Origin of the sequence: Pseudoalteromonas arctica A 37-1-2 (assembly GCF_000238395.3) — a bacterium.
GTDB classification, from domain to species: domain Bacteria; phylum Pseudomonadota; class Gammaproteobacteria; order Enterobacterales; family Alteromonadaceae; genus Pseudoalteromonas; species Pseudoalteromonas arctica.
Genome location: NZ_CP011026.1, coordinates 453,096 through 472,013, shown reverse-complemented (window position 1 = coordinate 472,013; position 18,918 = coordinate 453,096). Strand labels below are relative to the sequence as shown.

Annotated in this window: 16 protein-coding genes; 8 read left to right on the top strand and 8 right to left on the bottom strand. The window is 39.2% G+C overall.

The window, feature by feature from the left end:
* The first annotated feature begins 11 nt into the window (after nt 1–11).
* Together PARC_RS19610 and PARC_RS19605 are read left to right on the top strand one after the other, a co-directional pair.
* The gene (locus PARC_RS19610; RefSeq protein ID WP_008134362.1) at nt 12–314 is read left to right on the top strand and encodes a DUF1496 domain-containing protein; all 303 of its coding nucleotides are present in this window, start codon (nt 12–14) and stop codon (nt 312–314) included.
* Nucleotides 315–368: 54 nt separating this feature from the next.
* Nucleotides 369–677, top strand: a complete 309-nt coding sequence (locus PARC_RS19605) for a VF530 family protein (RefSeq protein WP_010553962.1) — start codon at nt 369–371, stop codon at nt 675–677.
* A gap of 50 nt (nt 678–727) precedes the next feature.
* Here PARC_RS19605 and PARC_RS19600 read toward each other — a convergent pair whose 3' ends face one another.
* Nucleotides 728–2,347 carry a diacylglycerol kinase family protein gene (locus tag PARC_RS19600; RefSeq protein ID WP_010553963.1) on the bottom strand — a complete coding sequence of 540 codons (1,620 nt, stop codon included), beginning with the start codon at nt 2,345–2,347 and terminating at the stop codon, nt 728–730.
* Between the two features lie 349 nt (nt 2,348–2,696).
* Here PARC_RS19600 and PARC_RS19595 point away from each other — a divergent pair, with 349 nt between their 5' ends.
* The 6 genes from PARC_RS19595 (at nt 2,697) to PARC_RS19570 (ending at nt 8,361) form a co-directional block, all read left to right on the top strand.
* Nucleotides 2,697–3,221 (top strand): sigma-70 family RNA polymerase sigma factor, encoded by a 525-nt coding sequence (locus tag PARC_RS19595; RefSeq protein WP_007582398.1) that lies wholly within the window; start codon nt 2,697–2,699, stop codon nt 3,219–3,221.
* Nucleotides 3,218–3,901, top strand: coding sequence for an anti-sigma factor (locus tag PARC_RS19590; RefSeq protein ID WP_010553964.1), 684 nt, complete (start codon nt 3,218–3,220; stop codon nt 3,899–3,901). The genes PARC_RS19595 and PARC_RS19590 overlap by 4 nt, the downstream gene beginning before the upstream one ends.
* Before the next feature lie 158 nt (nt 3,902–4,059).
* On the top strand, nt 4,060–5,652 hold the full coding sequence (locus tag PARC_RS19585) for a DUF4331 domain-containing protein (RefSeq protein ID WP_010553965.1): 1,593 nt from the start codon (nt 4,060–4,062) through the stop codon (nt 5,650–5,652).
* A gap of 11 nt (nt 5,653–5,663) precedes the next feature.
* A complete protein-coding gene (locus PARC_RS19580; protein WP_010553966.1) occupies nt 5,664–6,173 on the top strand; it encodes a cadherin-like domain-containing protein in 510 nt (169 codons plus the stop codon).
* Between the two features lie 53 nt (nt 6,174–6,226).
* Nucleotides 6,227–7,252, top strand: a complete 1,026-nt coding sequence (locus PARC_RS19575; protein WP_010553967.1) for a hypothetical protein — start codon at nt 6,227–6,229, stop codon at nt 7,250–7,252.
* Complete coding sequence (locus tag PARC_RS19570) at nt 7,249–8,361, top strand: HupE/UreJ family protein (RefSeq protein ID WP_010553968.1); 1,113 nt, start codon at nt 7,249–7,251, stop codon at nt 8,359–8,361. The genes PARC_RS19575 and PARC_RS19570 overlap by 4 nt, the downstream gene beginning before the upstream one ends.
* Before the next feature lie 66 nt (nt 8,362–8,427).
* On the opposite strand, the gene PARC_RS19565 is transcribed toward PARC_RS19570, so the two are convergent.
* From PARC_RS19565 to PARC_RS19535, 7 genes are all read right to left on the bottom strand, one after another.
* On the bottom strand, nt 8,428–9,054 hold the full coding sequence (locus PARC_RS19565) for a TetR/AcrR family transcriptional regulator (protein WP_007582392.1): 627 nt from the start codon (nt 9,052–9,054) through the stop codon (nt 8,428–8,430).
* Nucleotides 9,055–9,150: 96 nt separating this feature from the next.
* Nucleotides 9,151–10,569 carry an efflux transporter outer membrane subunit gene (locus tag PARC_RS19560; protein WP_010553969.1) on the bottom strand — a complete coding sequence of 473 codons (1,419 nt, stop codon included), beginning with the start codon at nt 10,567–10,569 and terminating at the stop codon, nt 9,151–9,153.
* Nucleotides 10,566–13,700 (bottom strand): efflux RND transporter permease subunit, encoded by a 3,135-nt coding sequence (locus PARC_RS19555; protein WP_007582390.1) that lies wholly within the window; start codon nt 13,698–13,700, stop codon nt 10,566–10,568. The genes PARC_RS19560 and PARC_RS19555 overlap by 4 nt, the downstream gene beginning before the upstream one ends.
* A gap of 12 nt (nt 13,701–13,712) precedes the next feature.
* Nucleotides 13,713–14,882 carry an efflux RND transporter periplasmic adaptor subunit gene (locus tag PARC_RS19550; protein WP_010553970.1) on the bottom strand — a complete coding sequence of 390 codons (1,170 nt, stop codon included), beginning with the start codon at nt 14,880–14,882 and terminating at the stop codon, nt 13,713–13,715.
* Nucleotides 14,883–15,171: 289 nt separating this feature from the next.
* Nucleotides 15,172–16,473, bottom strand: coding sequence for a polyamine export protein PaeA (paeA, locus tag PARC_RS19545; RefSeq protein ID WP_007582388.1), 1,302 nt, complete (start codon nt 16,471–16,473; stop codon nt 15,172–15,174).
* Nucleotides 16,474–16,621: 148 nt separating this feature from the next.
* Complete coding sequence (locus PARC_RS19540; RefSeq protein WP_021032151.1) at nt 16,622–17,311, bottom strand: transporter substrate-binding domain-containing protein; 690 nt, start codon at nt 17,309–17,311, stop codon at nt 16,622–16,624.
* Nucleotides 17,312–17,440: 129 nt separating this feature from the next.
* The gene (locus tag PARC_RS19535; RefSeq protein WP_007582386.1) at nt 17,441–18,550 is read right to left on the bottom strand and encodes an arginase family protein; all 1,110 of its coding nucleotides are present in this window, start codon (nt 18,548–18,550) and stop codon (nt 17,441–17,443) included.
* Between the last annotated feature and the right edge of the window lie 368 nt (nt 18,551–18,918).

Below are 18,918 nucleotides of genomic sequence, written 5' to 3'. Positions count from 1 at the left end.
AAAGGCCTCTAATGCGTAACTTTTTAATTCTATGCTTTTGTTTTAGCAGCTTATCGTATTCAATACTTAGTGAAGCAACAACCCTTAAAACCCATTCAATTATTGATGCAAACCAGTTTGTAAATGAAGAATCAAACTGTTGGTACGACAACAAACGCTATAGCGAAGGCGCATTAATACAAATTCACTCATTTACACTTTTGTGCGGTGCTAAAACACCCCAGCACAGTAACAGCCAACTCATTTGGCTTAAAATAGATAAACAGGGTAATGCTATTTACCCAACAGCTCCTAAAACAATCACTGTGAATTAGCGCTAAAAGATGATTTGAGCTACAATGCACGCAGTTTAAATAAGTAGTATGGCTATGGATAATCAACCTAAAAACCCTTTACATGGGGTAACGTTAGAACAAATACTTGTTGAGTTAGAACAGCGACTTGGCTGGAGAACACTTGGCGAGCAAGTAAAAATCAAATGCTTTACTGATCAACCGAGCATTAAATCGAGTTTAAAGTTTTTGCGTAAAACGCCTTGGGCTCGCGATAAAGTGGAAGCACTTTATATTCACACTATAAATAACAAACCTATTCGTAGACCAAAAAGTGCGCCGAGAGAAACATCTTCTCAAGCGCCGGATACAACAGGGTTTGTTTGGCCATCAATTAAAAAATGATGTAAAAAAGGAGCTAATTTAGCTCCTTTTTTGATTGTAATTAGCGCGATTTATTGCTCTTTGCAAATCACATTTAATGAGGCCGGCTCAATAGTAATAACGAGTTTGTGAGCAGTTTTAACTTCACCGTCAAGTACGTACTTAAGCTCTCCTTCGCCTGTCACCTCGACTCTTTTAGCATTTGTATGATGCGAATTTATAGCTAAATGTGTTTGCGTTAAACTGCTAAACATCAGTTCTGCAATACTCAATATTGTCGTAGAATTTTCATTATTTGGTGTTAGCCAATTCACATCAAGAAGCCCGTCACTATGATTTGGCTGCCCACCACCTTGAGCCAATAACGTTGTAAAAGGCGCAGCATTAGCCACAATAAAGCTATTTGTACATATTTCTTTCGGCTCATTATCATCGAGTTTCACACTAAGTAACTGTGATTTTTGCTCGCCAAACGCTTCAAAAAAGCCATTTAAATAGGCAAGTTGCCCCGACTTATTTTTCGACTCTCTATCTGCTTTTTCTATCATAGATTGCTCAAAACCAATACCCGCGAGTAGTAGTACTAATTCGTTATTACAATAAGCGGTATCTATTGTGCTTGTTTGACCATCTATAATTAAGTCACAAGCTTGTTCAACAGGAATAAATTTAGAGCTAATCCCCATCAACACATGCGCAAGTGCGTTTGCAGTCCCCATTGGTATAATACCTAGCTTACATTGTGTATTTACAAGTACGCTTGCAACTTCGGCCACTGTACCATCGCCTCCACACGCTATTATCATGTCTGGTTTTTGCGTAATCGCTTGTTTAGCCAGCTCAATACCGTTTACGTCTTGTGAAGTAGTAAGTACTTTTAAATCGTAATAGGCCGATAACCGCGCAACAATTAAGTGCTCTTTTTCTTGCCATAATCGTGTACCAGATACTGGATTTGCAATTAAAACTGCTTTGTTTTTAATCAGTAATTCGCCTTTTTTATGACGCTTAGCTAAATGACGCAGCTGATGCTTATTTAAGTTTGCGGTTTCGCGGGTTTCCTTTATTTGTGCAAGTACTTCATGTACATCTGCATTTTTGTTTTGACTCAATAAATAAGCCGCCATTACAAAAACAGAGCGCCCACGGCCTAAAGCACAATGTACAACTACGCGACGGTTTTCTTTAATATGATGATGTATCCAATTAATAGCCTGATTTAACTGAGAATGGGTAGGAATACTATGATCGAGCACCGGAATGTTTAAGTAATTTATATTCTCTTGTGTTGAACTCCACTCGAGTCCATCAAATTCACACGTAACATCTAAAATTGCCGTAATTCCGTTATCTTTTAATGTGTCTATGTCTGAGGGAAATAATCGGCAAGCTAAAAATAGGTTTTCGTTTATTTTTTGAATTGGCGGCACTTTATCGCGCTTACGTGACCAGGCATTATAAATTTGCACACCAAATAAAAATGGCACAAACGCCCAACGTATATAAAATGGGATCACCCCATTTTCACGTTTTCTAAATATTTTTGCTGTATTAAAAATATATGCGGTACTCACTAATAAAAGTGACAGTGCAGTCCAATAAAAAACAATAGCAAAGTAAACAGAGTTTACTTCCCAACCAATAAAAATAAGTAGTAATGCTAAAAGTGAATAACCAATTGCAGCCCACATAGTCTCTCCTTTGTGTAAATGATTCCGATTTTCTAATTTTAATTTAAACGGCTTTATGTACTCTTTTGCAAATATCACGCCATATAAATGGCATTTTAAATTCAAATTAAAATCATAAGCCATTGATATATAATGTTAATAATAAAATAAATTTAAGTGCAATCTGCTCTTTGTGCATTTTTTACAAGCATGTGAATAAATTATACTTATACGTCTAAATTTCAAACACTGATCGGTTATTGCTTGTACTAACGTATAAAACAGCTAATCTAAAAATCAATTAAATTTTTTGCATCCAAATCACACTCTCAACCGTTTACTCAATGATAATAAGAAAAACAGGACCCCTATGGATAACGATGATTTACTCCCTCTTTTGTGCGCAACAGCACAAGGAGACAAAAATGCTTTCTCAAGTTTATATCAACAAACTAGCGGCAAACTTTTTGCCATTAGTTTAAATATGCTCACTAACAGAGCTTACGCGGAAGAGGCACTACAAGACGCTTTTATAAAAATTTGGCATAACGCATCTGAATATAACGCCTCTAAAGGCACCGTTATTAGTTGGATGATAAGTATAGTTAGGTATAGAAGTCTTGACTCACTACGCTATCACAAAGTACGAAAAGAGCAGTCATTAGGCGATGACGAATATGAAAATGAAAGTGTTGACGTTAATTACGATGAAGAAACAAAACTGGTTAATTGTATCGAACAGCTTGAGCCGCAACAAAAACAAGCTATTCACTTAGCTTATTATAAGGGGCTGAGTCATAGCGAGCTAGTTGATCATATAGAAACGCCATTAGGTACAGTTAAAAGCTGGATCAGGCGTGGTCTTATGCAGCTACAAAGGTGTTTAACATTATGAATTATAATAAACCCGAACTATTAGACGCGCTTGCTGGGCAGTACGTGCTTGGCACACTTAGAGGGCTTGCCCGTAAGCGTTTTCAGCGTCTGTTACTTAACTCAAATCAAGCACGTGAAGCAACAAATATATGGGAGCAAAACCTAAACAACTTAGCGAGTGCTATTACACCGCAAACACCACGTGACGATGTATGGGTCAATATACTACAGCGTATTGAAAACAGGCCACAAACAAGTAAAACAGTCATACATACCAAGCCTTCAATTTGGCGTACATGGTCTTTTGTGGCAACTGCTGCGTGTATTGTTTTAGCCTTTTTGGTTATTCAACCTAGTACCAATGTTATGCACACTCAACAAATTGCTTTGGTTCAAAATCAAGATAAACAATCATTATGGTTTATTGATGTAAGCGAGCAAGGGCTCTCAATTAAAGCCAGTAGCCAATTGGTTGCCCAAACTAATAAAGATTATGAGTTGTGGATGATTTTAAAAGGTCAAGATGCACCTATTTCATTGGGTTTACTTCCCAAGCAAGGCAGTAAAATATTATTAAAAGATAACCGTTTTAACGCAAGTGATATTGCATTGCTAGCAGTGAGCTTAGAACCTATTGGCGGCTCACAAAATGGTTCTCCTACTGAAGTGCTTTACACCACAGAGCTAGTACTTTTATAACCCTACTATTATGACCAAAGTTGGCTGCTTACATAAAGCAGCCAACCTTCTTCAAAACTTTATTAACAATAAATAAAAATAATTTAACTTTTTTGCATCCAATTTAAATCCTGCCCCGTTATTAGCTATGACTTCAATCAAAACTAAAGGACAAAGTCATGAAAGCTTTAACTCCATCAATACTCGCAGTAGTAATATGTAGTACGTTTGTAAGTGCACCAAGTGAAGCATCAAGCCACAGAGAAGCGCCAAATATAAGCCGTTTCCCGACTTTAGATTCAACCGATTTTTATGTATTTAATAGTTACGAGCAAGGTCGTGATGATTTTGTAACATTAATTGCTAACTATATCCCGCTGCAAGACGCCTACGGCGGTCCTAATTACTTTGCAATGGACCCAGATGCCACCTACAGCATTCATATAGATAACGACGGCGATGCTGTTGAAGATATTACATTTGCGTTTAACTTTAAAAGCATGCTTCCTAATGATAACCAAGGTGTGCAATTAACTGTTGGACCTGAAGGTAATCAACGCACCGTGTCTGTACCGCTTAAAAATGTAGGCGGTGTATCTGCCGGTGATGACAGCGCTGCAAATTTTAGTGAATCATACACAATGAGCATGATTCGCGGCGCGCAGCGTACTGGCGAAACAACGGTATTAAACAACACAGCATCAAACTCAAGTACATTTTCTAAACCACTTGATTATGTGGGCAATAAAACATTTGGTTCAATGAGCGATTACCAAACTTACGCTGACCAATTTGTGTATCAGGTTTCAATTCCTAACTGTGAAAGCATGGCACAAGTTTTTGTAGGACAACGTAAAGACCCATTTGTAGTTAACCTAGGTAAAACATTTGATTTAGTTAACTATGTACCTGTAGAGGGTGATAGCGCCCCTGGTGCTGGTGACGGCGGTGGTTTTCCAGGTGGTATAACACAATCAGCTGATAACGACGACCTTGCAGATAAAAACGTAACGTCAATCGCTATCGAAATTCCTAAAAGTTGTGTTGTAGGTGAAGGTAACGGCGTAATAGGTTCGTGGACAACAGCAAGCCTACCTCAAGCTCGCGTATTAAACCCTAATGCTAAATTTGCTAATAACGCCGTTAATGGTGGTGCTTTAACACAAGTTTCACGCTTGGGTAGCCCGCTTGTAAACGAGCTTGTAATTGGCATTAAAGACAAAGACACATTCTCTACTGCTCACCCTAAAGATGATGCACAATTTTTAGATTATGTATCTCATCCAGCACTACCTGAGTTATTAAACATTTTGTTTAAAGATGCTGTTAATACGACCCTTGGCGCAAACTTAGAAACACTGGCACCCACAAACTTCCCGCGTACTGATTTAATCACTGCATTTTTAACAGGTTTTGCAGGCGTTAATCAGCAAGCAACTGTAACACCTTCAGAGATGCTACGTTTAAATACAGGCATTGCAGCAACAGCGCAAGCTGATCAATCTGCATTTGGTGTAGCGGGTAATGATTTAGCCGGCTTTCCAAATGGTCGTCGCCCGGGTGATGATGTGGTTGATATTGCACTTCGTGTTGTGATGGGTCGTTTATGTCATCCTATTCCTGTAAATGGTGAAGACACTGATTTAGGACTTTGTGCACCAGAGGATGCTAATACAGGCACAGTCCCATTTACAGACGGCGCGCCTATTGATGCAACAATGATGAATTCATCATTCCCATACCTTGCAACACCACTTACTGGCTCTAAATAAGGAGTAAAATAATGCGTAATTTAAAAACTACCCATATTTGTGTTCTCCTCAGTGCATTAACATTGGGAGCATGTAGTAGCGATGACGATAAAAAACAACCTACACCGGTTGTAAACACAGCGCCTACAGCAAGTGATGCAATACTAACTACACAAACTGAAGTAAGCATTACCGATATGCTTAGCGCAACCGACAATGATGGCGATTCACTGACTTACTCGTTAACAAGTGAGCCAACTCTCGGAACTGTTACCGTTAATAGCGATGGTAACTTTACCTATACACCGAATAAAGAAGTGACAGGTTCAGATAGTTTTATGTTTGGTGTAAGTGATGGCGTTAATTCGCAAGTAACTGCAACAGTGAACATTACAATTGACGCACTACAAGTCGACTTTGCTCAATTTGCAACCGATGCATTTAATCAAGCCCCAAATGCAGAGCCGTTAACTGTTAACGGTCGGGTGTTTACAAACACCGATACCAATGTTGATGGATTAATTTCAACAAACGGTAACTAACCAAGTAATTAAGCTGACAGGCCATGGATGGCTTTTTTCAAAGGATATTTATAATGCATTTATCAATTTTTAAGTCCGTCGCATTTATTACTTTATGCCTAACACCCCTTGCGTTAAGCGCTGCGCCTTTTACCCCAAAAGATGATGCAGTTATTGCTAACAGTAATTCAACGCTTAGTGCTTCCCTCTCTGTTGACGAAATAAATACATTAGTCACTAACAGCCAATATGCCGGCCAAACAGAGCGCTTACAGGGGCTACTTAAAACCCGTTTAGCCCAGCTATATAAACAAACACCCTCATCTCAAATTGGTTACTTATATGCTCGCGTTTTACAAAAAGAGCACCTTTTTGACGAAGCTATTGATATTGCTAACAACGTTTTGATTAAAGAGCCAAAACATAGTAATAGCCATTTATTGCTAGCCAATATATTTATGACTCAAGGTAAGTTCGCACAAGCAAAAAAACACTGCGTAGCCTTAATTGGGCAAGTAAGCACTATTACTGCTAGCACCTGTGTACTCGATGTACAAAGCCAACATGAAAGCGTTTTAGACAGCTACCAAGCATTAGTAAAAATTATAAATAATAATCAAACTAGCCTAGCTACAAACCATGTTTTAAGTGAAATGAGCTACCGTTTAAATAACTACAAACAAGCGTTGTCTCACTTACAAAGTGTAGATTTAGTTCAAGCCCCTGTGAGCCTTATTGTTTTATGGGCCGATATTCAAATTGCTCTAAATCAACCACAACAAGTATTAAATACATTAAGCGTACTGCTTCCTGATAAAAGTAATTTAGAGGATGCTATTTTGCTAAGACTTTCAATCGCAGAAAAAAAACTAAATAAACGCGATAAAAAATGGCAAAATACAATGGCGCAAAGAGTTACACTACGAGAGCTTCGTAAAGATTCTTTTCATGCAAGTGACTTAGCTAAATATTACCTTGATGTACAACCAAATCGCGAAAAAGCACTTTACTGGGCTCATATTAATTGGCAACAGGCTAAAATGAGCACCGATGAGCAATTACTTACTCAAGCAAAAGCGATGCAACGAGACACACTATGAAAACGCCTTATCTATTTATACTCACTTTAATGCTGTGCATTTTTTCAACTTACAGCTTTGCCCATCAACTAAGTACAAGTTATATAACCTTAAATAGCGAGAACAATAACGACACCAACAAAAACCAATACATGGGTACTTGGCAAATAAATATAGCCGACTTAGAGCACGCAGTGCCTCTGGATTTAGATAAAAACGGGCAAATTTCGTGGGCAGAAATAAAAGCAAAACGCAGCTCAATTAATAACTTCATTGAAGAAAATTTAAATATCACGCAAAACGCGCAATCATGCCTTATAAAAAGTGAAGGTATCTATCAACTAGATAACCATTTTAACCAGCCTTATTTGGTGATTCCGCTGCTGTTTAGTTGTGATGACAATGAAGCAATCTCCCTTTCCTATTCTGCTTTTTTTAATACCGATGCCAATCATAAATCCATCGTAAATATAAACGGTGTATCTCGTGTATTTAATATCAACGAGGCACAACAAACGTTCAGCTTTGAGCAAACAAGTTATTTAAGTACGTTTAATCAATACGTGTATCAGGGTGTTTTACATATTTGGATTGGTATTGATCATATTTTATTTTTAATCGCCCTGTTACTTACCTGTGTTTTAAAACGCAGCGATAAAGCATGGCAAGGTATTAGCTCTAAAAAACAAATTATTAAACACACAGCATGGATAGTAACCGCGTTTACGCTTGCGCACTCTATTACGCTTACCGCAACAGCTATGAACTTTGTATCACCAAATAGCCGCTGGGTAGAGCTTGGAATTGCTATATCGGTTTTATTTGCAGCATTAAATAATGTGTGGCCGTTGGTACTTCGTTTAGGTTGGCTTACTTTTGCTTTTGGTTTACTACATGGGATGGGATTTGCGAGCGTACTTGGCGAACTTGGCTTGTCGAGCGACTATCAACTGCTTAGTATATTGGCGTTTAATTTAGGCGTCGAAATCGGTCAACTTAGTATCTTACTAGTAGCCTTACCAATACTCATTTATGTACGACACTACACTTGGTATAAAAAGTGGTTAATGCCAATGGGCTCCGTTGCTATCGCAATCATTGCACTTCAGTGGTCAATCGAGCGATTTTAAATAGACTAAAATAAAAAAGCTAGCCAAAGTATTGGCTAGCTTACTTTTGGTTATTTATTTTGAGCGTTACTGCGCTTTATCAAATGGCATCAGTAATGTTTTCATCGCCGGGCGAAGCGCTATTAGTACCGTTTCTTCGGTGAGCTCAGGGTAGAGTAACTTTCTAAGTAATAACCCTGCCATCATCGAAAAAATAACATTAATTCGACTTTCAAGTTCAAGCTCATCAATGTCTTTGAGCGCACTTCGCTCGCTAGTTAAAAGCTGTCTCATGCGCCCGCGTGCTTGAGTATCCATATCACGTAGCAATGAAGCTACTTTAACATTTCGACCTGCTTCAGCCATCATATCTAAATCAACTACACATGCCCCTGTGTCCATGTGCCTTTGCACACCAATGTTTAAGCCATCTAAAAGAGCTGCTAAAACATCACCTGGGTGATCTTCAAACTGTTGGAAGATAGAAAACATTTCTTCCATGTCTTTTTCAATAATGCTTTCTATAATGGCTTCTTTACTTTCAAAGTAATTATAAATATGGCCCGCACTCATCCCTGCCGTTTTAGATATTTCAGCCATGCCTGCACCGTGGTAACCTTTTCGGCGAAAACACTCTGCAGCAGCTGTTAATATTTGCTCACGCCTAGCAAGTGCTATCGCGGGATCTGTTTGCCTTTTTGCTTTAGGCTTCATGTTCAACTCCACTACCAAGTCATAAACCCAGTAAAGCAAGAGCTATAAATAGTCTTGCCATGTAAATATGTAATGCGGCTTTAAAAGCCGCAAATATTATTTCTCTACCTGAGCTGTTTCACTGGTTACGTTCCATCCGCCACCAAGCGCTTTGTACAAGTTAATTTGGCTTGCAAGATACGCTTGCTGACCCGAAATTAACTGTTGCTGCGCGCCGTACCATGTACGCTGAGCATCAAGTACTTGCAAGTAGCTATCTGCGCCTTTTTCGTAACGCATTTTTGATAAATCAAACGTGATTTGTCGGCTATTTATAAGCATATCAAGGGCACTTAATTGCTCTTGGTAACCTTCTCTATCAGCAAGTGCATCGGCAACTTCGCGAAACGCATTTTGAATTTTTTGCTGATAAGTAGCCACTGCAATTTCTTGATCAGCTTTTGCTACATCAAGATTTGCTTGGTTACGTCCCATATTAAAAATAGGTAAGCTAATTGATGGCACAAAACTCCATGTACCCGAGCCTGAATCAAACAAGCCACTTAAATCACTTGAAGCAGACCCGGCATTGGCTGTTAAGCTAATACTTGGATAAAACGCCGCACGTGCAATACCAATATTGGCATTTGCAGCAAGCATTAAATGCTCAGCGGCTTTAATATCAGGGCGTTGCGATAACAGGTCAGACGGTAAACCAATCGGCACTTCTGGCATGCTGATCAAGTTAGTCAGGTCTTTACTAGGCAGTAAATCAGCTGAAACAGATTTACCCACTAATAAATCTAGGGCACTTTTATCACGCTTTAACAAACGTTTGTACGTTGCTATGTCTACTTTTGCTGTAGCAACTGTACTTCTAAGCTGCTCAAGGGTAATTGAAGACGTCGCACCTAAATCAAAGCTTTTTTGCGTAAGCGATAATGATTCTTGCTGAGAGGTGAGCGTTTCTTTTGCAAGCTCTAGCAGTTGTAAGTCCGTCGCGTAACTAAGCCACGCATTTGCCAACTCTGAAATTAAAGACACCTGCGTACTGTATTGGCTAAGCTCTGTAGAGTATAAATTTTGGAGTGCTTGCGCTGATTGATTGCGTACTTTGCCCCAAATATCTAACTCGTAAGACGTAATGCCCACTGTTGCACTGTATTGCGAGCTAATAGCTGCATCGCCAGTACCCGACAAATCAGCCGGTAAACGCTGGCGCGTACCAGAAGCATTTAAATCAAGCGACGGATACAAAGCAGAATCTTCGATTTGATACAAACCACGAACACGCTGCACATTAAGCACTGCAATTTGCATGTCTTTATTATGCTCAAGGCTTTGCGTAATTAAGGTTTGTAGTTTTTCATCATTAAAAAACTGCTGCCAATTTAATTGCTGCGCAGCGCTTTGCTCAGTACCTGATGCATAAGCATCAGATACTGGTAGAGCAAGGTCTTTTTGCTCTGGCGCTAATTGACAACCACTTAGCACCAATAAAGCAATTGCACTTAGGCTGAATGTTTTAATGCTCATTCTGCGCTCTCCTTTGTTGTCTCGTTAGTTTTACCAGGGAATACACGGCGAACTAACACAAAGAACAACGGTACAAATACAACAACTAATATTGATGATGCGAGTGTGCCGCCAATAATCGAAATACCTAACGCATTTTGCGCACCAGAACCCGCACTTGAGGCTATTGCAAGTGGTAAAACACCACAAATAAAGGCCATCGAAGTCATAAGTATTGGACGTAAACGTAAGCGTACAGCTGCAATAGCCGCATCAACTAAGCCAAGCCCATCATCCATTTTATGAATCGCAAACTCTACAATCAGTATCGCATTTTTAGATGCCAAACCAATGGTGGTCAACAAGCCTACCTGCAAGTAAATATCGTTAGATAAGCCACCGCCTAGCGCTGCCATAATTGCACCAAATATACCCAGTGGCACAATCATCATTACCGCAAACGGTACCGACCAACTTTCATAAAGTGCAGCTAAACATAAAAATACAAACAACAGCGATAAGCCATATAGTAAAGGTGCTTGACCACTACTTGAGCGCTCTTGGAATGAAATACCGGTCCACTCAGACGAAATACCATTAGGCAGCTGTTTAACTAAACGCTCCATTTCATCCATTGCTTGGCCTGTACTATAACCCGGCGCTGCACTACCTTGAATTTCCATTGCTGAAAAACCATTGTAACGCTCTAAACGTGGCGAACCATACGTCCAGTAAGCACTAGCGAACGCTGAAAACGGCACCATATCGCCATTATCATTGCGCACATACCACTTATTTAGGTCCTCAGGCACCATGCGCGATTGTGCATCACCTTGCATATACACTTTTTTAACTCGACCACGGTCAATAAAGTCATTCACATAACTACTACCCCATGCTGTCGAAAGTGTACTGTTAATATCGTTTTGCGACACGCCAAGCGCTTCGGCTTTTGCAAGGTCTGTATCAAGTTGCAGCTCTGGCATATCTTCTTGTCCATTTGGACGTACGCCCGCTAAAATTGGACTTTGGCTTGCTAAACCTAATAACTGATTTCGTGCCGCCAAAAGTGCGTCATGGCCAAGGCCTACACGGTCTTGTAAGAAAATATTGAAGCCATTAGCAGTACCCAGTTCAACAATTGCAGGTGGCGGGAATGCAAACACAAACGCTTCTTTTATCGTTGAAAAGTAGCCCATCGCTTTACCTGCAACACCTTGAACAGATAACTCGTCACGCTGACGCTCATCCCAATGTTTAAGGTTAACAAAGGCAATTGCTGAGTTTTGGCCAGAGCCTGCAAAACTAAAACCAGTAACGGTAAAAATACCATTCACAGCTTCAGATTGATCGTTTAAAAAGTGATTTTCTACCTTTTTAACAACCTCAAGCGTTTGTTGTGTTGTAGAGCCTGCCGGTAATGAAACTTGGTTAAACAAAATACCTTGGTCTTCGTCAGGTAAAAATGCCGTTGGCAAGCTTGAGAATACATAAACCATACCGCCCACAATCACGCCATAAATAAGTAAGTAGCGTTTAGAGTGTGTAAGCATACGGCCTACAAAGCTTTGTGCACCTGAATTTGTTTTATCAAAACCACGGTTAAAGCCTGTAAAAAATCGGCCAAATAACGTCTCATTGTTATGTACATGGCTTGGTTTTAAAAGCGTTGCACACAATGCAGGCGTTAAAATAAGAGCAACTAAAACAGATAACCCCATCGCCGATACCAGTGTTATAGAAAACTGACGATAAATAATACCGGTAGAGCCACTAAAGAATGCCATTGGGATAAATACCGCAGAAAGCACCATGGCAATACCTACCAGCGCGCCTTTAATTTCATCCATCGATTTACGCGTAGCTTCAAGTGCCGAGAGTTTTTCCTCGGTCATTAAGCGCTCAACGTTTTCTACAACAACGATTGCGTCATCTACCAATAACCCTATGGCAAGTACCATCGCAAACATCGTTAGCGTATTTATTGAATAACCAAAGGTGTACAAAATACCAAACGTACCTAGTAAAACCACTGGCACTGCTATTGTTGGTATAAGTGTTGCCCTAAAGTTTTGTAGGAACAAATACATAACTACAAAAACAAGTACAACAGCTTCAATTAAGGTGTGAATAACTTTTTCAATAGATAACGATACAAACGGCGTTGTGTCGTAAGGTATAACAGCATCTAACCCTTCAGGGAAAAACGGTTTTAGCTCTTCAATTGCTTTTTTAACTCCAGCGGCAGTATCAAGTGCGTTAGCACCACTGGCTAATTTAATACCTAATCCTGATGCAGGTTGCCCATCGTAACGAGCAACAACGCGGTAGCTTTCACCGCCAAGCTCTACTCTAGCAACGTCCTCTAGACGTACAAAAGAGCCATCTGGATTGGTTTTAACCAATATTTGTTCAAATTGCTCTGGCGTTTGTAATCGACTTTGAGCCGTTACTGTTGCATTAAGTTGCTGACCATCAACGGCAGGCATACCGCCAAGTTGACCAGCAGATACTTGTGCATTTTGCGCACTAATTGATGCACTAATATCAGCAGGTGTCAGCTTATAATTTTGTAACTTTGAAGGGTCTAACCAAATACGCATCGCGTACTGAGAACCAAACAGCTGCACTTCACCTACGCCTTCAACACGCGAGACAATATCTTGCACGTTTGATGAAACATAATCGCCAATATCAATATTGGTCATACTGCCATCTTTAGACACAAAAGCATAAACCATTAAAAAGTTACGCGCTGACTTTGCAACTACAACACCTTGCCTTTGTACGGCTTCTGGTAATAGTGGAGTCGCTGTCGCTAGTTTATTTTGCACTTGAACTTGTGCAATATCAGGGTCTGTTTCGGCGCTAAACGAAAGTGTAAGCGTAGCAGAACCACTCGACTCAGACGTAGATGACATATAAAGCAGGCCATCAAGTCCTTTCATTTTTTGCTCAATAACTTGCGTTACCGTATCTTCAAGTGTGCGTGCAGATGCACCAGGGTACGTTGCAGTAATACTCACTGCAGGTGGTGCAATTGAAGGATACTGCGAAATAGGTAAACTCCTAATCGCCAAAATACCTGCAAGCATCACTACAATAGCGAGTACCCAAGCAAATATCGGTCTATCGATAAAAAATCGTGACATTAAAACTCTCCGTTATTGCGCTTGATCGGCTTTAGTAGACGATTGAATTTCAGATGGATTCACTGGTGCACCAGGGCGGATTTTTTGTAAACCTTCAACTATTAACTTATCGCCATCCATTAAGCCATCAGTAACAAGCCAATCAGAACCAATCGTTCTATCTACTTTTAATACGCGGCTTTCTACCGTGTTGTCTTTGCTGACAACCATTGCTGTTGGTTCGCCTTTTGAATTACGGCTAACACCACGTTGCGGAGCTAAAATAGCACCCGCCTTAACACCTTCCACAATAGAAGCTCGAGCATACATGCCTGGCAGTAATAATTTTTCTGGGTTTGAAAATTTAGCACGTAGTATTACTGAGCCAGTACTTGGATCAACTGTCACTTCAGAAAACTGCAATGTGCCTTTATGAGGATAAACAGAGCCATCTTCCATAATAAGTTCAACGTCAGTTTGGCTAGTCGAATCAACACTTAGAGCACCTGATGATATTGCTTTTTTAAGTTTGGTAAGCTCATTACTTGATTGTGTTAAATCGATATAAATTGGATCTAACTGAGTCACTGTAGCAAGTGCAGTACTTTGGTTAGCACTAACTAGTGCACCTACAGTTACGCTTGATTTACTAATTTGACCACTAATTGGTGACGACACATGGCTGTAATCAAGGTTAATTTGCGCCGATTTTAACTGCGCTTTAGCCGTTAATAATTCTGCTTTTGCTTGCTTGTATGCAGCATCTGCTTCATCAAAGTCTTGCTGACTTACCGCTTTTATTTTTAAAAGCTCGCTAAAACGAGATGCTTTAGCTTTACTACTTGAAATACTCGCCTGAGCACGAGCAACACTTGCTTCACTTGCTGCTAAGTCTGCTTCAAATGTCGCAGGGTCTATTTGATACAGAGCCTGGCCTTGTTTAACCTCTTTACCTTCAACAAATAAACGAGATTGCACAATACCACTTACTTGTGGGCGAATTTCAGCAATTTGAAATGCACTGATACGACCAGGAAGTTCTTTTTTGAGAGTAAGCGCTTGGCTTTTTAATGTAAGTACACCCACTGGTACAGCTTTAGGAGCTGAAGCTTGTGACTGCTCAGCAGCCTGATCGCAACCAGTTAAAGCAACAGAACCGACGAGGGCTGACAATACAAATAAAGCGATGCGGGAACGCTGCATGTTAAATACCTTTTAGTTTAGAGTGAACGATCATTCTAAATTAAAACGCGCTGATAATGAATCTTAATTAGAAGAAATTTACACAAACTTACACTCCTCAGTACAATATACGTCTTAGGTTGGATTTAATGTTAATTAGATGAAAATAGAATCAAGACTGTATGAAAATAAAACAACTTAACATATTGAAATAATATCCCATTTTAGAAACGAATTTTTTAACAGACACAAAAAAGCCAAGCAAATACAGCTTGGCTATTTATATAAAAACTAAAGCGCACACCTTATTTTAAAGGATATTAGCACTCTGCGGGTTAATAACCCTTGAGACTAACAACTGCTCTACCCTAATTCCTTCTACATCAACAACTTCAAACTTAAAGCCTGAAAAAGTTAAATGCTCCGCGCGTTTAGGTATTCGCTTCATATTGTAAATTAAAAAGCCAGCGACCGTTTCATAGTGCATCTGATCGGGAAATTCTTCTATATCAAGTACTTTTGCTAAATCGGTAATTGGGGTTAAGCCATCTACAAGCCATGAATTTTTATCGCGTTCTATGATTAATTCGTCGCCTTGATGAGTAATTAAATCACCCATAAACCCTTTCATTAAATCTTTTACCGTTACAATGCCCACCGAAAGCGCATATTCGTTTACGACAACAGCAAATGGTTTTGCTGCGCTTTTAAACGCATTTAAAGCTTCTGATAGGCTTAATGTTTCCGGTAAGTAAAAAACATCTTTATCAATGAGATCATCGTTTATATTGGCAGCTTCGCCCTTTAGTACTTGTCGTAAAATATCTTTAGATTCAACAGAGCCATGCAACTTATCTAAATTTCCTGACACCACTAAAAAGTGGTTATGAGGATGGTCAATAATTTTAGTCGCAATATCATGGCTAGATTCGTTTAAATCAAAATATACAATTTGGTCGCGTGGCGTCATTACGCTTGATAAAAATCGCGCTTCTAGGTCAAACACATTGCCAATGAGTTCATACTCTTGCTTTTGCAAACTACCGTATGCAGCACCTGCTTCCATCATGGCAACAATGTCCTCTGTTGTCACATTGTCTTCTCGCTCAGCGGGCACTTTAAATAAGCGCAGCACAAAGTTAGTTACCCCATTAAAAAACATCACCAGCGGGGTTAATGCAAAGGTAACCCAGCGCATTATTGTAACCACTCTAACAGCGACCGCTTCTGGCATGATCATCGCTAAACGCTTTGGCATTAAATCGGCGAATAATATAAACAAGGATGTAATAGTAAAAAACGAGAATAAAAAGCTAATTTTTTCTAAATGCGCACCTTGATAAAACAATACCAACACACTTTCAACATAAGGCGATAAGGCCTGCTCGCCCACAATACCACCCAATATCGCAATCGCGTTGAGTGCTATTTGGATCATGGCAAAAAAAGCCCCTGGATTTTCTTGTAGCTTTAGTACCGCTGCTGCCTTTATATTCCCTTCATCTGCCATTACTCGCAGTTTTATTTTACGCGACGCTGCAATTGCTATTTCTGACATAGCAAACAACGCACTGATCAAGATCAATAAGCTAATCCCGATTAAATCACCCATTTAATGCTCCAAAAAGTTAGTGCTTTTTTAAACAAAAAGCAGCTGGATTATAATCGGTTTTTAAAATGCGGCAATTTATATTTATAAAATATATTAAAGTAATTTAATTTCATGAGGTTACATTGATTAAACTGTTTTTTTAAACTGTTTAATTGCCTTTAAAGGCGACTTTTAATTGAACAACTAAGGCCGGATCCATATTTATATTACAAGCAAAAAATAATGGAGATTGAGCTGTATTTAGATTTAGTAATGGCTCGAGTAGCTCAAGCCTAGGCTCTGTTTTAACTCGGTAGTTAAATTGCTTTTTGTTGAGGATAACAAAATCAAGTATATGGTGACGAGTGCTTATGAGTTTATCTATTTTATCTAGGCTATCGATGAGTAATAAATGCTTGTTCTCACTAAAGCCCCTCTCAAGCAAATAGTGATGACTAAAGTTATCACGCAGTACTGCTATTTTATATTTTTTAGCATCATTGAGAGTATTTAACTTTATACCTCTAGATTTTAGACCATAAATAGCAGAATCAAAGCTTTCCAGTTCACCTACCCAGTTAAACTTACTTTCTCTATTAGGTAATCGAACAATTGAAAATATACAGGTATTTTTATCGCGTAGCGCTGCATTGTAGGAAATGGCCCAACTATGCGCCAACATAGTGTATTTTATACCAGTGCCTTCTAGCGCTTTATGAACTTTATCGACGGAACGCCCAACGAGTTTATTATCTCCATTGAGATACTGAAAGTCCGGAAATACTTCCGTTACTATTGTGATTTCAGTTGCATCAACTTTAATACAGCTAATGAACAATAAAAAGATCAATAATTTCATTTAGCAAGGCCTCAACTAACTCATTATAAGTATTTAATAAATATAGCTGAGGCTTTATGAACTGCTAGTTTTTAGTCATGTAATGCACACTTATACGCTGATAGTGCTAGTATTTATAGCTCATACAGCTTACTTGTTCATCGCACTAATTAAAAAGGCTGAAATTTTAGCGCCTTCTCTAAGTGTCGTTTCAGAGCTTGATTGGCCCACTAAAGAGCTGTCGGTAAATGGCGCTATTTCCATCATATCCGCACCCGTAATCGGAAACTCATCCGCAATGGCTGATAAAATATCAAGCGCATGCTGTGGTGTTAAACCATTATGTTCTGGCGTACCTGTGGCAGATGCAAACTCTGCATCAAGCGCATCAATATCAAAGCTTACGTATACTTCATCAACGTTATCGGCTTTTAATTGTGCAATAGCGTCGGCAGCAACTGCTGCTGCGCCGCGCTCAATGATTTCATGTGCCCAATGTTGCTTAACGCCAAAGGTACTTTCCCAGTGCGCTTTAGGCTTGCCACTTGAGCGTATACCAAATTGTATTAAATGATGTGGTGCTGGTAAAAATTCTAAAATATGTGTACACCACGAGCCAAAACATAAATCTATGCCTAGGCGCTCAACAAGTAAATCTGTATGCGCGTCAAAGTGAATAATAGCGGTACGCTTACCTTGCTCACGTTTTGCTTTTAAGTACGCTTTGGTAAGTGGGTAACTAATTGAGTGATCGCCACCAATACCAAATATCCCTTTATCTTTAAATGTTGCGTAAAAGCTGTCGCATACATCCTCTGTGATTGATAACGGACTTACGTAATAGTCGTTATCTTCATTGCCATATAGGGCTTTTTGGCAATTAGAAATGGTTGCATCATTTAGGTATTTATCATGAAGTAAATGTGGGATTACACGTACATCGCCTAAATCAAACGAGTGACACTGCGGTTGCTGATCAATTAAAGCTGAGCGCACAAACAGTGGCCCCCAGTTTGCACCGCGTAAAATACCACCGCCACAGTCTGAGCTAATACCTAACATAACGGCTTTATGTGGAGAATTTGGTAATTCATTTAAAGACTCGCGCCACAAATTATCAACGTTTTCAGTTTGTCCATAAAGTTTATTACGCAGTGCGGCTTTGCGCTCCTTTGCAGTATTTACTGTGTATACGCCATCACCAGGTGCGCACAAACAGTGCTCAACTTTGTTTTTAAATGCTTCAAATTGTGTGCTCATAATAAACTCCTTCGATTTTTATTCTGTACGTAGCTAATTACTTTTGATTAGTTATGCAAAATCACCAAAAGTGCCTAAACTTCAAATAAATTCCACTTTGCTAAATAAGTCTGTGCCTAATATAAATAAACACGTTATCTTTTACGTGCTTAATACAAATTTAAGCCATTGAATTAATTTAATATTAATGAATATTTACCATAAACTATTTAATTGTAGTTACGCGCTTGGTTGATACTTATTATGTCTGCTTGAACATGTCAACAGCACAACAAGCCTACGTATATAAGCACTTGATTGAATATTCATAGTTGATGAATAAATCAAATTAATCCTTAAAATTATTAAGACTTAATTGGAGGAGTTAA

What these genes read in the sequence shown, in the direction of transcription:
- PARC_RS19610 (WP_008134362.1), top strand. Translation starts at nt 12, where the DNA reads ATGCGTAACTTTTTAATTCTATGCTTTTGTTTTAGCAGCTTATCGTAT.
- PARC_RS19605 (WP_010553962.1), top strand. Translation starts at nt 369, where the DNA reads ATGGATAATCAACCTAAAAACCCTTTACATGGGGTAACGTTAGAACAA.
- PARC_RS19600 (WP_010553963.1), bottom strand. Translation starts at nt 2,347, where the DNA reads ATGTGGGCTGCAATTGGTTATTCACTTTTAGCATTACTACTTATTTTT.
- PARC_RS19595 (WP_007582398.1), top strand. Translation starts at nt 2,697, where the DNA reads ATGGATAACGATGATTTACTCCCTCTTTTGTGCGCAACAGCACAAGGA.
- PARC_RS19590 (WP_010553964.1), top strand. Translation starts at nt 3,218, where the DNA reads ATGAATTATAATAAACCCGAACTATTAGACGCGCTTGCTGGGCAGTAC.
- PARC_RS19585 (WP_010553965.1), top strand. Translation starts at nt 4,060, where the DNA reads ATGAAAGCTTTAACTCCATCAATACTCGCAGTAGTAATATGTAGTACG.
- PARC_RS19580 (WP_010553966.1), top strand. Translation starts at nt 5,664, where the DNA reads ATGCGTAATTTAAAAACTACCCATATTTGTGTTCTCCTCAGTGCATTA.
- PARC_RS19575 (WP_010553967.1), top strand. Translation starts at nt 6,227, where the DNA reads ATGCATTTATCAATTTTTAAGTCCGTCGCATTTATTACTTTATGCCTA.
- PARC_RS19570 (WP_010553968.1), top strand. Translation starts at nt 7,249, where the DNA reads ATGAAAACGCCTTATCTATTTATACTCACTTTAATGCTGTGCATTTTT.
- PARC_RS19565 (WP_007582392.1), bottom strand. Translation starts at nt 9,054, where the DNA reads ATGAAGCCTAAAGCAAAAAGGCAAACAGATCCCGCGATAGCACTTGCT.
- PARC_RS19560 (WP_010553969.1), bottom strand. Translation starts at nt 10,569, where the DNA reads ATGAGCATTAAAACATTCAGCCTAAGTGCAATTGCTTTATTGGTGCTA.
- PARC_RS19555 (WP_007582390.1), bottom strand. Translation starts at nt 13,700, where the DNA reads ATGTCACGATTTTTTATCGATAGACCGATATTTGCTTGGGTACTCGCT.
- PARC_RS19550 (WP_010553970.1), bottom strand. Translation starts at nt 14,882, where the DNA reads ATGCAGCGTTCCCGCATCGCTTTATTTGTATTGTCAGCCCTCGTCGGT.
- paeA (WP_007582388.1), bottom strand. Translation starts at nt 16,473, where the DNA reads ATGGGTGATTTAATCGGGATTAGCTTATTGATCTTGATCAGTGCGTTG.
- PARC_RS19540 (WP_021032151.1), bottom strand. Translation starts at nt 17,311, where the DNA reads ATGAAATTATTGATCTTTTTATTGTTCATTAGCTGTATTAAAGTTGAT.
- PARC_RS19535 (WP_007582386.1), bottom strand. Translation starts at nt 18,550, where the DNA reads ATGAGCACACAATTTGAAGCATTTAAAAACAAAGTTGAGCACTGTTTG.